11 protein-coding genes are annotated in these 13370 nt (G+C 65.8%); 1 reads left to right on the top strand and 10 read right to left on the bottom strand.

What is annotated here, in order from left to right; genetic code table 11:
- Positions 1-32: 32 nt before the first annotated feature.
- From rpmA to ACPGXI_RS07475, 9 genes are all read right to left on the bottom strand, one after another.
- On the bottom strand, positions 33-299 hold the full coding sequence (gene rpmA, locus ACPGXI_RS07515) for a 50S ribosomal protein L27 (RefSeq protein ID WP_526651400.1): 267 nt from the start codon (positions 297-299) through the stop codon (positions 33-35).
- A gap of 17 nt (positions 300-316) precedes the next feature.
- Positions 317-640, bottom strand: a complete 324-nt coding sequence (gene rplU / locus ACPGXI_RS07510; protein WP_526651398.1) for a 50S ribosomal protein L21 — start codon at positions 638-640, stop codon at positions 317-319.
- 164 nt (positions 641-804) lie between these two features.
- Positions 805-3780 (bottom strand): ribonuclease E, encoded by a 2976-nt coding sequence (rne, locus tag ACPGXI_RS07505; protein WP_526651396.1) that lies wholly within the window; start codon positions 3778-3780, stop codon positions 805-807.
- A gap of 310 nt (positions 3781-4090) precedes the next feature.
- A complete protein-coding gene (ndk, locus tag ACPGXI_RS07500) occupies positions 4091-4501 on the bottom strand; it encodes a nucleoside-diphosphate kinase (RefSeq protein ID WP_526651394.1) in 411 nt (136 codons plus the stop codon).
- Between the two features lie 135 nt (positions 4502-4636).
- Positions 4637-4975, bottom strand: coding sequence for a DUF4233 domain-containing protein (locus ACPGXI_RS07495; RefSeq protein ID WP_526651519.1), 339 nt, complete (start codon positions 4973-4975; stop codon positions 4637-4639).
- Positions 4976-5052: 77 nt separating this feature from the next.
- Positions 5053-6498, bottom strand: a complete 1446-nt coding sequence (gene folC, locus ACPGXI_RS07490; protein ID WP_526651392.1) for a bifunctional tetrahydrofolate synthase/dihydrofolate synthase — start codon at positions 6496-6498, stop codon at positions 5053-5055.
- A complete protein-coding gene (locus ACPGXI_RS07485; RefSeq protein ID WP_526651390.1) occupies positions 6495-9200 on the bottom strand; it encodes a valine--tRNA ligase in 2706 nt (901 codons plus the stop codon). The genes folC and ACPGXI_RS07485 overlap by 4 nt, the downstream gene beginning before the upstream one ends.
- Positions 9201-9298: 98 nt before the next feature.
- The gene (locus ACPGXI_RS07480; RefSeq protein WP_526651388.1) at positions 9299-9904 is read right to left on the bottom strand and encodes a DUF937 domain-containing protein; all 606 of its coding nucleotides are present in this window, start codon (positions 9902-9904) and stop codon (positions 9299-9301) included.
- 102 nt (positions 9905-10006) lie between these two features.
- Positions 10007-11275 (bottom strand): saccharopine dehydrogenase family protein, encoded by a 1269-nt coding sequence (locus tag ACPGXI_RS07475; protein WP_526651386.1) that lies wholly within the window; start codon positions 11273-11275, stop codon positions 10007-10009.
- 190 nt (positions 11276-11465) lie between these two features.
- Here ACPGXI_RS07475 and ACPGXI_RS07470 point away from each other — a divergent pair, with 190 nt between their 5' ends.
- The gene (locus tag ACPGXI_RS07470) at positions 11466-12632 is read left to right on the top strand and encodes an FAD-dependent oxidoreductase (RefSeq protein ID WP_526651384.1); all 1167 of its coding nucleotides are present in this window, start codon (positions 11466-11468) and stop codon (positions 12630-12632) included.
- A gap of 24 nt (positions 12633-12656) precedes the next feature.
- On the opposite strand, the gene ACPGXI_RS07465 is transcribed toward ACPGXI_RS07470, so the two are convergent.
- Complete coding sequence (locus ACPGXI_RS07465) at positions 12657-13163, bottom strand: transglycosylase family protein (protein ID WP_526651382.1); 507 nt, start codon at positions 13161-13163, stop codon at positions 12657-12659.
- Positions 13164-13370 lie beyond the last annotated feature (207 nt).

Here is a 13370-nt window from a genome sequence, read left to right as displayed (position 1 = left end):
GCGACGCCGCGACGTCGATCTGGACGCGAAAGTCAGGCGTCGGTTCGCGTAACCCGCACGATATTGACGAACTTGCGGCCGCGCTTCTTACCGAACTCGACGGCGCCGGGCGCAGTAGCGAACAGCGTGTCATCGCCGCCGCGACCGACGTTAGTGCCGGGATGGAAATGAGTACCCCGCTGCCGCACTAAAATCTCCCCGGCTTTGACGACCTGCCCGCCGAACCGTTTGACGCCGAGGCGCTGCGCGTTCGAGTCACGACCATTGCGTGAGCTGGAAGCGCCCTTTTTGTGTGCCATGTCTCTCGCTCCAGTCGTTACTTGATGCCGGTGACCTTGAGCACGGTCAGCTGTTGACGGTGGCCCTGGCGCTTGTGATAGCCGGTCTTGTTCTTGAATTTGTGGATCCGGATCTTCGGACCTTTGATGTGTTCGAGAACCTCGCCGGTGACCGCGACCTTCTCCAGCGCCTTGGCGTCGGTGGTCACTTTTGAGCCGTCGACTACCAGCGCAACAGGCAGCGAGATTTTGGCGCCGGGTTCGACGTCGAGCTTCTCCACCTTGAAGATGTCCCCGGCAGCGACCTTGTACTGCTTGCCACCGGTCTTCACGATCGCGTACGTGGCTGTTTCGGCTGCCATCGTTGGTCTTCCTCTTCGCGTGCGGGCGCACAGCACTTGGGGTGTGCGCGCGGATCTGGGGTGCGGGGGCCCTGAAAGCATCCCACTGTCTCCAACCAGCCATGGGTAGGCCCTGGAGACAACTGCTCAAGGTTACGTGACCAGCGGGTAGAGGGTCAAACCGCTCAGTCGGGCCTGGGCGGACCTGCGGGACGCGCCGCGGCGCGTCTGCGGTGCCGGGCACCAGCAGCGGCCAGCGGCCCGGGCTGCTCAGGCTCATCCGACTGGTCTGACCCGCTGTCGATGTCGTCTAAAACGTCGATCTCGTCGTCCTCATCATCGTCGTCGTCATCGAGATCGATCTCGTCGTCATCATCATCGTCATCGTCGGAGTCGTCGTCATCGTCATCATCGTCATCATCGTCGTCGTCGGTGTCGTCGTCGTCGTCGTCGGTGTCGTCATCGTCATCGTCATCGTCATCGTCATCGTCATCGTCGTCGGAGTCGTCGTCGGAGTCGTCGTCGGTGTCCTCGGAGTCGGCCCCAGCGCCGACAGTGTCGAGATCCAGCTCAGCAACCTCTTCGGCAGCTTCTGTCGCGTCGGTGTCATCTGCGGCCGCGTCGGTGTCATCTGCGGCGTCTGCATCGTCATCAGCGGCATGCTTGCCATTCGCCGCGGCCATCGCCTTGAACATCGGGTGCTCTCCCGGCGAATGCGCGGGCACCTTGACGACCGGCGTCTCCTGCTGTTCCCGGCCGGCACGCTTGCCGCGCTTGCCGCGGCGCCCACCACCGCCGGATTCAGACTTGCGCCCCGCAGAGGACGCGGAGTCGACGGGATCCCCGTGTAGCAGCAGGCCGCGACCGCTGCAATGCGGACACGGTGTCGAGAACGCCTCGATCAACCCAGTACCCAGACGCTTTCTGGTCAACTGCACCAGCCCCAGCGACGTCACCTCCGACACCTGATGGCGGGTTCGATCCCGGGACAGCGCCTCGGTCAGTCTGCGCAGCACCAGATCCCGGTTGTTCTCCAGAACCATATCGATGAAGTCGATGACGACGATGCCGCCGATGTCACGCAGCCGCAACTGCCTGACAACCTCCTCGGCAGCCTCCAGATTGTTACGCGTGACGGTCTGCTCCAGATTGCCGCCAGATCCGGTGAACTTGCCGGTGTTGACATCGACAACGGTCATCGCCTCGGTGCGGTCGATGACCAGCGTGCCCCCGGACGGCAACCACACCTTGCGGTCCATTGCCTTGGCGAGTTGCTCGTCTATTCGGTGCACGGCAAAAACGTCCGGGCCCGTCCCGGCTGCCGAGGACGCAGGGGGCTCGTACTTCGTCATCCGCGGGGCCAACTCCGGCGCCACCGAGTTCACGTAATCGTTGATCGTCTTCCACGAGTCCTCGCCGGACACGATCAGACCCTTGAAATCCTCGTTGAACAGGTCACGGATGACTTTGACCAGTACGTCAGGCTCTTCGTATAGCGGAACCGCCGCGCCCGCGGCTTTCTTCTTGGTCTCGGCGGCATTGGCGTCAATCTGGTTCCATCGCTGCTGCAACCGGTCAACGTCGGTGCGGATGTCGGATTCCTTGACGCCCTCAGAGGCGGTCCGGATGATCACGCCCGCATCCGCGGGAACGACCTCCCGCAGAATTTCCTTGAGTCGCTGACGCTCGGTGTCGGGCAACTTTCGGCTGATGCCGGTGGACGACGCGCCGGGCACGTAGACAAGGTAGCGACCAGCCAGCGAGACCTGCGTCGTCAGCCGAGCGCCCTTGTGACCGACCGGGTCCTTGCTGACCTGGACGACGACGTAGTCACCCGGCTTGAGCGCCTGCTCGATCTTGCGTTGGGAACCCCCGAGGCCGGCGGCCTCCCAGTTGACCTCACCGGCGTAGAGCACGCCGTTGCGACCGCGGCCGATGTCCACGAAGGCCGCTTCCATCGACGGCAGCACATTTTGGACGACGCCGAGGTAAATGTTGCCCACCAGGGAGGCCGAGGCCGCTGAAGTTACGAAGTGTTCGACGACGACACCGTCCTCGAGAACCGCTATCTGGGTGTAGCGGGCGCCCTGATGCGGCGGTTCGGCGCGCACCTTGTCGCGGACGACCATGGTCCGCTCGACCGCTTCGCGCCGTGCCAGAAACTCAGCCTCGCTCAGGATTGGTGGCCGGCGACGACCGGCATCGCGGCCATCTCTGCGCCGCTGCCGCTTGGCTTCCAATCGGGTCGAGCCGCTGATCCCCTGGATCTCGTTGTTGGACGAATCGCCGTTGCCGCCCTTGGCACGTCGTGGGGGGCGTTCATGCACGACGGTATTGGGCGGATCGTCAGACGAGGTGCCGCCGTCGTTGTCATCGCCGGAGCCAGACTTACGCCGCCGACGCCGACGCCGACGGGTTTTGCCGCCATCGGCACTCGACCCGTCGTCACCACTGTCGTTGCCATCCCCGGATTCGTCAGCGCCCTCGGACTGATCGCTGTCGTTCTGACCGTCGCCAGCGGTGTCCGACGGGGAATCCTCACCATTCTGCTCGCCGCGCCCGCGGCCCCGACCGCGACGGCCACGCCGACGGCGCTTGGCAGTCGGACGATCTGCCCCTTCATCATCAGACTCCGGCCCGGCATCATCGTCGTCCGGCTCCTCCTCGCCATCGTCGCTATCCCTGTCAACTTTCGACGGGACGGGCTGCGGAGCAACGAACAGCGGTAAATAGTCGGCGGGCTCGGCCGGGCCAGAGGCGCGGGTTTCCAGAATAAGTCGTGACTCCGGTTCCTCCTCGGCCACAGCTGTGGCGATCGACTCTGGATCAGATTCGGCATCCGCCCGGGATGATTCAGCATCGGACTGGGATTCGGAATCAGGCTGGGATTCGGAATCGGGCTCGGCCCCGGCGAGGACCTCGCGCACTCGGTCGGCTTCCTCACGACCCAGCGTGGAGTGCGCACTGCGCGTCCGGCCATCCAGTTCGACGAGGGCTTCGATGATCCGCTTGCTGGTGGTGCCCAGGACCCTGGCCAGCGAATGAACCCTCAGCCGTTCAGGCGACGGCGCATCCTTGGCTTCACCGGACGGCGCCGCGCTGTGCTCGGCATCCTCGGGCAGGTTGTGGCTAGGGGCTTGAAGGTTCTCATTGTCGGCCACGTACTCTCCTCAAGCCCCCGGGCGCGTCATTGTGCTGACGCGGCCACGCGAGGGCTCCGATTTTATGTCCGGGTCAACTACTCCCGAACCTGTTATGGTCTCGCCCCGAGCGATCCACGGGGGAACAATCTCGGTGCCGGTCTGAATGATGGCCGGACGGTCTGCGCCGCGCCGCGGGTTGCGGTGGTCGCGCTCGTCGAAGTCTTCATCCGGGTAGCCAACCTTGGGTTGTAAGGCAGGTCACCCGCGGTAAGTATCCCACATCCTGTGAGTCGGACCGATCAGGCCGCACCGATTCGCTCCGCGATGTCTACCGGCCGGGGAACCAGAGATCGATTTCCCGAGCGGCCGACTCTGGCGAGTCGGATCCGTGGACCAGGTTGAATTGGGTCTCCAGCCCCAGGTCACCGCGGATAGTGCCGGGTGTGGCCTTCTCGACGGGATCCGTCCCGCCGGCCAGCTGACGGAACGCCGCGATAGCGCGTGGCCCCTCCAGGATCGCGGCCACTACTGGACCCGAGGTGATGAACTCCAGCAGCGAGGCGAAGAAGGGCTTGCCGTCGTGCTCGGCATAGTGTGCACGCGCCAGTTCGTCACTGACGTTCTTCAGCTCCAGGGCCGCGATGGTGAGGCCCTTGCCTTCTATGCGGGCGAGGATCTCTCCGATGAAGCGGCGCTCTACGCCGTCGGGCTTGATCAATACGAGGGTGCGCTCAGTCACGGCCGACAGCCTAGCCGGATGACGATCAAGCGGCGAGGAACGAGTCCGCGTTGAGGAATCCGGCCCCCAGAACCAGCCGGATGACGATCAAGCGGCGAGGAACGAGTCCGCGTTGAGGAATCCGGCCGGCCGGACTCATTCGCCCGGCGGCTGTTGCCCGGGAAGAAGGCCACGCTTCTGCCGACGGAGTACCTCAGCCCGCAGGTACACGATCAGCAGCCATACGACGGTGAACAGCAGCCCGACGAAGCCGACACCCGGGTAGATCGCCCACCCGATGATTATCAGCGGCTGGACGCCCAGATTGGCCCAGATGGCCCAGGAGCGGCCCTGAATGCCGGCCATCAATACCAGCAGCACTGCGATGCCGACGAGGTAGGCCGTCGAACCGGCCGACAAACCGCCCCCAACCGTGCTCACGACAGGCAGCGCGAGCAATACGACGATGGCCTCGAGGATCAGCGTGCCGGCCATGACGCCGCGAAAGCTCTTCCACGGGTCCGGCGCACCGGGACCGGCGCCGTCGGGTCCCGACGGTGGTGACTGCTCGATCACGCTGGGTCCTTTCCGAACAGGGTGCGCGCCGCGCCTGCGGTGACGACCGATCCGGTGATCACGATGCCAACCCCGCCCATGCCGCCGATACCGTCGCCTGCGTTGCCGGAATCTTCGACCAATGCGGTGGCGGTTTCGATAGCGTCGGCGAGCGTATCGGCGGCGATGACCCGCTCCGGGCCGAAACGCTCCTCAGCCTTGACCGCCAGCGCCTCTACCTCGAGTGCCCGGGGAGAGCCGTTGTGGGTGACGACGATCTGGTCCAGGACCGGTTCGAGTGCGGCCAGGATGCCGTCGGCGTCCTTGTCGGCCAGGACGGAGACGACGCCGACGAGGAATCGGAAATCGAACTCCTCCCCCAGTGCCTGAGCCAGCGCGACGGCGCCCGCGGGATTGTGCGCGGCATCAATGAAAACTGTTGGAGCACTGCGCATCCGCTCCAATCGGCCCGGTGCGGTCACGGCAGCGAAGCCGGCACGCACGGCGTCGACATCAAGTTGACGTTGCGCCCCGGCCCCGAAGAACGCCTCGACCGCCGCGAGGGCGACGACGGCGTTGTGCGCCTGATGCTCGCCGTGCAGCGGAAGGAACACGTCGCCGTACACGCCGCCGAGCCCCTGGAGTTCGAGCAATTGTCCACCGACAGCCACCTGTCTGCCCAGCACCGCGAACTCCGAGCCTTCGCGAGCGACCGCGGCGTCCGCGCGCACCGCCTGAGCCAGCAGTACGTCCATTGCTTCCGGCGGCTGATGGGCGATCACCGCGACCGTGCTCACATCAGCGTCCGAGGGCACGAGGTCCTCGGGTTGCCTGGTGATGATCCCGGCCTTCTCGCCGGCGATCTCGGCGACGGTCTCGCCCAGGTAGTCGGCATGGTCGATGCCGATGGGCGTGATGACCGCGACCGGGGCGTTGACCACGTTGGTGGCGTCCCATCGTCCGCCGAGCCCGACCTCGACGACCGCAACGTCGATGGGGGCGTCGGCGAACGCGGCGAAAGCCATCGCGGTGACGACCTCGAACTTGCTCAACCGCGGGCCTGCCTCCCCCAGGGCGCCCGCCTGCGACTGCCGGTCGACAAGCTCGACGAAGGGCTCGATTTCACGGTAGGCAGCCACGTAGGTCCGCGGACTGACCGGCGCGCCGTCGATGGAAATTCGTTCCACCGCAGACTGCAGGTGCGGACTGGTGGTGCGCCCGGTGCGCCGAGCCAGCGCGATCAGCAGCGCGTCCACCATCCTGGCCACCGATGTCTTGCCATTGGTTCCACCGATATGAATCGATGGATAGCCAAGCTGCGGTGACCCGAGCATCTCCATCAACGCCGAGATCCGGGCAGTACTCGGCTCGATCTTGGTCTCAGGCCAACGCTGGTCGAGGAGGTGCTCGACCTGGAGCAACGACGCGATCTCGTCGGGAGTCGGTTCGGGTGGGCTGGTCATGTCGGGAACGACTCAAGCCTCGCGGTGATGCGCTGCACTTCTTGGTCGGCGACCTGCCGGCGGACCCGGATCTTATCGACGACCTCCGCGGGCGCCTTGGACAGAAATCCTGCGTTGCCGAGCTTGGCCGCGGTACCGGCCAGTTCCTTGTGCGCCGCGGCGAGATCCTTCTCCAACCGACGCCGTTCGGCCGCCACGTCGACGGTGCCCGAGGTATCTACTTCGACGAGGACGGTGGCTGCCGACAACCGCACCTCCAGCGAGGCCGATGGGCCGAACTCGTCGGCGGGCGGAGTCAGCCAGGCCAGAGCCGTTATCGCCGGGACATGTTCATCGAGGCCGGCGGCGGTGATGTCCGAGAGCCTGGCAGGCACCCTCTGCCGGTCGGCAAGACCCTGGTCGCTACGGAACCGGCGCACCTCGGTGACCAACTTCTGCATATCGTCGATACGTTGTGCTGCAGCATGATCCAGTTCGAATCCAGAGGGCGCGGGCCAGTCAGCGATAACCAGGGACTCACCGCCGGTCAGCGTCTTCCACAGCACCTCGGTCACGAACGGCATCACCGGATGCAGCAGTTTGAGCAGAGTGTCCAGCACGAACGCCAGCACGGCAGTAGTGCGCGCGGTGGTCGACTCGTCCTCAGAACCCAACTGCACCTTCGCCAGTTCCACGTACCAATCGCAGAACTCATCCCATGCGAAGTGATACAGCGCTTCACACGCCCTGTTGAATTCATAGCTGTCAAACGATGAATCTACTTCGGCGCGTACCATTTCCAAACGGCCGAGGATCCAGCGGTCGGCATCGGTGAGATCGTCGACTGCGGGCAACGGTGCCGGGGCGGCACCGTTGAGCAACGCGAAACGGGTGGCGTTGAACAGTTTGGTGGCGAAGTTGCGGGCCGCCCGGGCATGGTCCTCCCCGATGGCCAAATCGCCGCCGGGGCTGGCACCGCGGGCCAGGGTGAATCGCAGCGCATCCGCGCCGAACTTCTGCACCCATTCGAGTGGGTCGATGCCATTGCCGCGGGATTTGCTCATCTTGCGGCCGAACTCGTCGCGGATCAGGCCGTGCAAGAACACATTTTCAAAGGGAACCCGCGCGCGTGAATTCCTCTGAGCACCGTCTCCCGTAAGCGCAGGATCCTCGGCGATGAATGTGCCGAACATCATCATCCGCGCCACCCAGAAGAACAGGATGTCGTAGCCGGTCACCAACACGGTGGTCGGGTAAAACTTCGCCAACTCGGCGGTGTGATCGGGCCAGCCCATCGTGGAGAACGGCCACAGCGCTGAACTGAACCAGGTGTCGAGCACGTCGGCGTCCTGCTCCCATCCCTGCGGCGGTGTCTCGTCTGGTCCCACACAGACGGTTTCACCATTGGGGCCATGCCAGATCGGTATGCGGTGACCCCACCACAGCTGCCGCGAAATGCACCAGTCGTGCATGTTGTCGACCCAGCTGAACCAGCGGGGTTCCAGGCTGGCTGGGTGAATCACCGTGTCGCCGTTGCGGACTGCATCGCCGGCGGCCTTTGCGAGGGCCTCGACCCTGACCCACCACTGCAGGCTCAGGCGGGGCTCAATAGGCTCGCCGCTGCGTTCGGAGTGACCCACGCTGTGCAGATAGGGCCGCTTCTCGGCGACGATGCGGCCCTGTTCAGCCAACGCCTCGCGGACCGCGACCCGCGCATCAAATCGGTCCATTCCGTCGAATGAGGTTCCGGTGTCGGCGATCCGGCCCTTGCTGTCCAGCATCGACGGCATCGGCAACTGATGACGCATGCCGATTTCGAAGTCGTTCGGATCGTGCGCGGGTGTGACTTTGACTGCGCCCGTTCCAAATTCCGGGTCGACGTGATGATCGGCAACGATAGCGATGGGTCGAGTCAGGAACGGGTGCGGCAGCGTCTGTCCGACGAGGTGGCGGTATCGCTGGTCGTCAGGATGCACGGCGATGGCGGTGTCGCCGAGCATCGTCTCCAGACGGGTGGTGGCTACCACGATATGGGGCTCGGCATCGGCCATCGATCCGTATCGGAACGACACCAGTTCACCCTCGACATCCTCGTACTTGACCTCGAGATCCGAAATCGCGGTCTCAAGCACAGGCGACCAGTTGACCAACCGCTCGGCTTGGTAGATAAGCCCGGCGTCGAAGAGCCGCTTGAAGATCGTTCGCACCGCGCGCGACAGGCCGTCATCCATGGTGAAACGTTCGCGGCTCCAGTCCACCCCGTCGCCGAGGGCGCGCATCTGCGACCCGATGGTGCCGCCGGACTCCCGCTTCCAGTCCCAGATCTTGTCGATGAACCGCTCGCGACCCAGATCCTCTTTGGTCTTGCCCTCGACTGCGAGCTGCTTCTCCACCACCGATTGGGTGGCGATGCCCGCGTGGTCCATGCCGGGGAGCCAGAGAGCCTCGTAGCCCTGCATCCGCTTGCGCCGGGTCAGCGCGTCCATCAGCGTGTGGTCCAGCGCGTGGCCCATGTGCAGATTGCCGGTGACATTGGGGGGCGGCAACACGATCGAGTAGGCGGGCTTGCCGCTGGCGGGATCGGCGCTGAAGTAGCCGGCATTGACCCAGCCCTCATACAGGGAGCTCTCCTGCGCACCGGGATCCCACGATTTGGGCAGGGCGTCGAGGCTGGGCCCCTTTGGGAGGCCACTGCCGGCGATGGGCTGGGAACTGGCGGTCACCGAGCCATTCTAGGAAGACGTCGCGGGCGTCTCACCGCGACCCGGTAGCCCGCGAAGTTTCACCCGGTAGCCCGCGAAGTTTCACCCGGCAGCCCGCGCTACTTTTTCCCACCCAGCAGCCCACCCAAGATATCTCCGAGAGGGCCGCCCTGGTTTCCGCCCAGGACGCTACCGAGGATGCCGCCCAGCGGGTTATTGCCACCTGCGCCACCTGCGCCACCCGCGCCACCTGCCAGGATGCCGCCGAGGATGTCGCCGAGACCGCCCCCGCCACTGGACTGCTGTTGCGCCGGGGCCTGGCCACCGGAGAGTTGCTTGCCGATGTAGGCGAGCACGATCGGGGCCAGGATCGGCAGCAGTCTCTGGATCAGATCGCTGTTTCCGGCGCCGCCGCCTGCCAATGCCGACGCCACTTGGCCGGTGTCGTTGCCGCCGAAGATCTTCGAGACCGCCCTGGAGCCGTCGGATTCGTCGACCTGGTCGACGCTGACCCCACCATCGAGCAGTCCGCTGGCGGCGTGCGTGTTGGCCGCCGACTCGATGTTGGTCGCGGCATCAGGATCCTCGGCGTTCTGCTGGAGGCCACCGACGAGCATCGGAACCAACGTTTTGACCGCGCTGTCCACCTCGCTTTCGTCGACGCCCAGCCTGCCGGCAATCTGCTGAGTCGGAATCTGGTCGAAGAGTTCGTCGAGGCCTGCCATCACATTTCACCTTCGTCGCTGGAAAACACACGCTGCACGCACGACACTAATCCCGCGCAGCAAGCAACGAGAGGAGTTCGGCTCACGCGGGCCGAACCTCGATCAGTTCAGCGGCGCGACTTCCAGCGACACGCCTGCCGCCGGGAACCGGGCCAACAGCGCGTCACCCATGGCCGCGGCCGGGGTCAGCACTCCGCGCAGGTCAGAGAGTTGTTCCCGGTCCAGTGCAAGAGCCAGCCCACTCTCGCCCAACAACACCGATGTCGCCTTGTAGCCAGGGTCGCCCTGCTGGGTCATCCGCGCGAGGTAGCGCGCGCCGGTGGAGGTGGTGGTGTAAGTCTCCACGGTGTAGTGCCCCTGCTCGCGGGTCTGCTCGCTGGGCCCGGTACCTGCCGCGGGCAGGATGCGATCGAGGATGCGTTCGGGCACGCGGTCGAGGAACCGGCTGCCGAGTTCCACCGTTGCCACGCTGGCCCCCGTCGCCAGCGCCGCGGCCACCGGTGCGGCGATCGAGCGGCCCACGCTCATCTGCTCGGCATACTCGAAACGCTTGCCGTAGGCGTAGTCCAGCAGCGCGTTGGTACGCCGGACGATGCGGGTGTTGGGAATCGCCATCGCGAATGCACCAAACCAGTAGCCGTCGAGTTCGGGGGCGATGTCGCGGCCGCGCCGCCACCGCGCGTCGGGCTGGGCGCCGAGTTCCGGTTCCGCCGCACGGTCGGGGCTCAGCGTGTAGGGGTCATTGAGCAGCCTCCGCGCCTCCGGATCAGCGGATGCTTCCCGAAATAGGTTCGTCATCGACGCGACCGTGCCGCCGGAGACGCCGCCCGCGGCCTGGCGCACCACGAAGTTGGTGTCTCCGAGTTGCCCGGCCTGGTCCCGTTCGGCCTGGCGGTGCAGTGCGAACACCGTCAGGTCCGATGGAATGGAATCGAAACCACACCCGTGGACGATGCGCGCGCCCGTGTCGATCGCCTGCTTGTGGTAGAGGTCGATGCATTCCCGGACGAACAAGGGCTCGCCGGTCAGATCGGCGTAGTCGGTTCCTGCGGCCGCGCAAGCGGCGACCAGCGGCAGTCCGTAGCGCAGATAGGGCCCGACGGTGCTGATCACCACGCGGGTGCGGGCCGCCATCGCATCGAGCGTCGAGGGCTGCGATGCGTCGGCAACGATCAGCGTCCAAGATTGCGCCGCCTCGCCGAGCGTGTCGCGCACGGCTCGGAGGCGGTCCGCGGAACGGCCGGCCAGGGCAACGCGCGCACCTGCTCCGGCGGAGACGAGGTACTGAGCAGTCAGCTTGCCGACGAAACCCGTGGCCCCGTAGAGCACTATGTCGAACTCGCGATCGGCGGTATTTTCCGGATGGCCCATGGCTCCTGACGCTACCCGAGCATGTCGGACACCTCGAAGTCCCGACCGGGCACACGGCCCGACAACACCCGGTCGGACAACGTACGAAGCCGTGCGGTGCGCAGTCCTTCGCGATGAATATGGGCCGACGATCGATATGGGCCGAGAAGGATTGGGGCCGATGGTGCACCCGGGCCGATAGTGTCGGCCCATGTCCGCGCACATCACCGTGATCGGCGCCGGCATCGCCGGCCTGGCGACTGCTGTCGCCCTGCGCAGAGCCGGACACGAAGTGACGGTGATCGAGCAGCGCACCGGTATCGCCAGCGGCGCGGGCATCAGCATCTGGCCCAACGCGCTGGCTGCCCTGGACGAAATCGGACTGGGCGACGCGATACGGCGCGCGGGCGGCAGCGTGACGGGCGGAGCGATGCGCTGGCGCGACGGCCGGTGGCTGCGCCGCCCGTCGCCCCAGCGGATCGTCACCGCTCTCGGCGAGCCCCTGGTGGTGGTGCGCCGATCAGAATTGACCGACATCCTGCGGGCCGCATTGCCCGCCGACACCGTCCAAACCGGCGTGACCGCTACCGGACTGGTGATCACCAGTTCCTCGGTTCGGGTCACTGTCTCGGATTCCCAGATTCGAGACGCTGACGCGGTGGTCGGCGCCGACGGCGTCAACTCCTTGGTGGCGCGCTTCCTCAACGGTCCGCTGCCCAGCCGCTACGTCGGATACACCGCCTGGCGCGGGGTGGCCGCTTGCCCGCTTGATCCCGCACTGGCCGGCACGACCATGGGGAACGGGACCGAGGTCGGGCATGTGCCACTGGGCGCGGATCACACTTACTGGTTCGCCTCCGAACGCGCACCCGAAGGCGGCACTGCCCCTGGCGGCGACCACGCCTACCTCACGACAAAGCTGGCTTCCTGGGCCGCGCCGATACCCGAGTTGATTGCCTGCACCGATCCCGCGGAGTTGATGCGCAACGATCTCTTCGACCGTGTCCAGCCCAGAAACTGGTCACGCGGGAATGTGGTGCTCGTCGGTGACGCCGCCCACCCGATGCGTCCACACCTCGGACAGGGCGGGTGCCAAGGGCTGGAGGACGCCGCGATCCTGGCCCGTTTCATCGAACTGGCCTCAGATCTGCCCACCGCCTTTGCCAGTTTCGGCCGGTTCCGCCGGCGCCGGGTCCGCCCGTTGGTGCGGGAATCTGCCACGATCGGCAGGATCGTCAACATGCGTCCGTCGTTCCTCGGTGGTGCCGCCAGCCGGGCCACCGCCCTGATTCCCGAACGCGTGGTGGCATCTCACCTCGGGGCCCTGGCAGCCCGCTCGGCGTTCATCCTGCCTACCGCGGCGGATGCCGCAGGCTGAGGTTCGCCTTAGTCAGCTCGACAGTCAGCTCGACCGCAGCAGCGCTGAGCACATCTTGCGCAGGTCGATCACGCCCCCGAAGACCGAGGCCGGCATCACCGCGCACCCGTTCGCCTTCGCGGGAACCGTGACGGGAGCGGCAGGGGCCGTGGCTGCGGGGCCGTTGCCCCTCACCCGAGCAGCCGTACCCTTTTTGCCACAGGTCGGCCACGCATTGATGCCCTGGTTGCGCAGCACGTTCTCGGCCACCCGGATCTGCTCGGACCGCGACGCGGCCGACGGATGGCCCACGCCGCCGTGGGAGGTCCACGTCGTGTGCTTGAACTGTAGGCCGCCGTAGTAGCCGTTGCCTGTGTCGATCGCCCAGTTTCCGCCCGACTCGCACTCGGCGATCGCGTCCCAGTTGACCGAATCGGCGTGTGCGGTGGCCATCGGGCGGAGTGGGCCGTCCAGTGCCATCGGGACGACGGCGAGCGCTCCGGAGATCGCGGTGGCCCTCAGGCCCGCGGTGACGACATTACGAACGTTCATCTCTGCGGTCCTTCCCCGACCGTTGAAACTCAAGGCTCGCGGGCGAAGTGCTGGTGCTGCGTCTTCACCCTGCGGGTACCAGGTTTATCCGGTGACCGGTGTCACATGGGGCGTAAGCGTCAAAAGTTTTAGGAGTTATTTATCTGACGTAAGAGGCTGCTGAGAATGGCCGGGCTAAAGAGGCTGGAGCGCTTATAGGGGCCAAAG

Origin of the sequence: Mycobacterium sp., from assembly GCF_049608025.1 — a bacterium.
In the GTDB taxonomy this organism is placed as follows: domain Bacteria; phylum Actinomycetota; class Actinomycetes; order Mycobacteriales; family Mycobacteriaceae; genus Mycobacterium.
This window is presented reverse-complemented; position numbering and strand designations above follow the sequence as displayed.

Excerpts from the sequence above, each read along its gene's own strand:
- rpmA (WP_526651400.1), bottom strand. The coding sequence starts at position 299 with ATGGCACACAAAAAGGGCGCTTCCAGCTCACGCAATGGTCGTGACTCG.
- folC (WP_526651392.1), bottom strand. The coding sequence starts at position 6,498 with ATGACCAGCCCACCCGAACCGACTCCCGACGAGATCGCGTCGTTGCTC.
- ACPGXI_RS07470 (WP_526651384.1), top strand. The coding sequence starts at position 11,466 with ATGTCCGCGCACATCACCGTGATCGGCGCCGGCATCGCCGGCCTGGCG.
- rplU (WP_526651398.1), bottom strand. The coding sequence starts at position 640 with ATGGCAGCCGAAACAGCCACGTACGCGATCGTGAAGACCGGTGGCAAG.
- ACPGXI_RS07475 (WP_526651386.1), bottom strand. The coding sequence starts at position 11,275 with ATGGGCCATCCGGAAAATACCGCCGATCGCGAGTTCGACATAGTGCTC.
- ACPGXI_RS07465 (WP_526651382.1), bottom strand. The coding sequence starts at position 13,163 with ATGAACGTTCGTAATGTCGTCACCGCGGGCCTGAGGGCCACCGCGATC.
- ACPGXI_RS07495 (WP_526651519.1), bottom strand. The coding sequence starts at position 4,975 with ATGGCCGGCACGCTGATCCTCGAGGCCATCGTCGTATTGCTCGCGCTG.
- ACPGXI_RS07480 (WP_526651388.1), bottom strand. The coding sequence starts at position 9,904 with ATGGCAGGCCTCGACGAACTCTTCGACCAGATTCCGACTCAGCAGATT.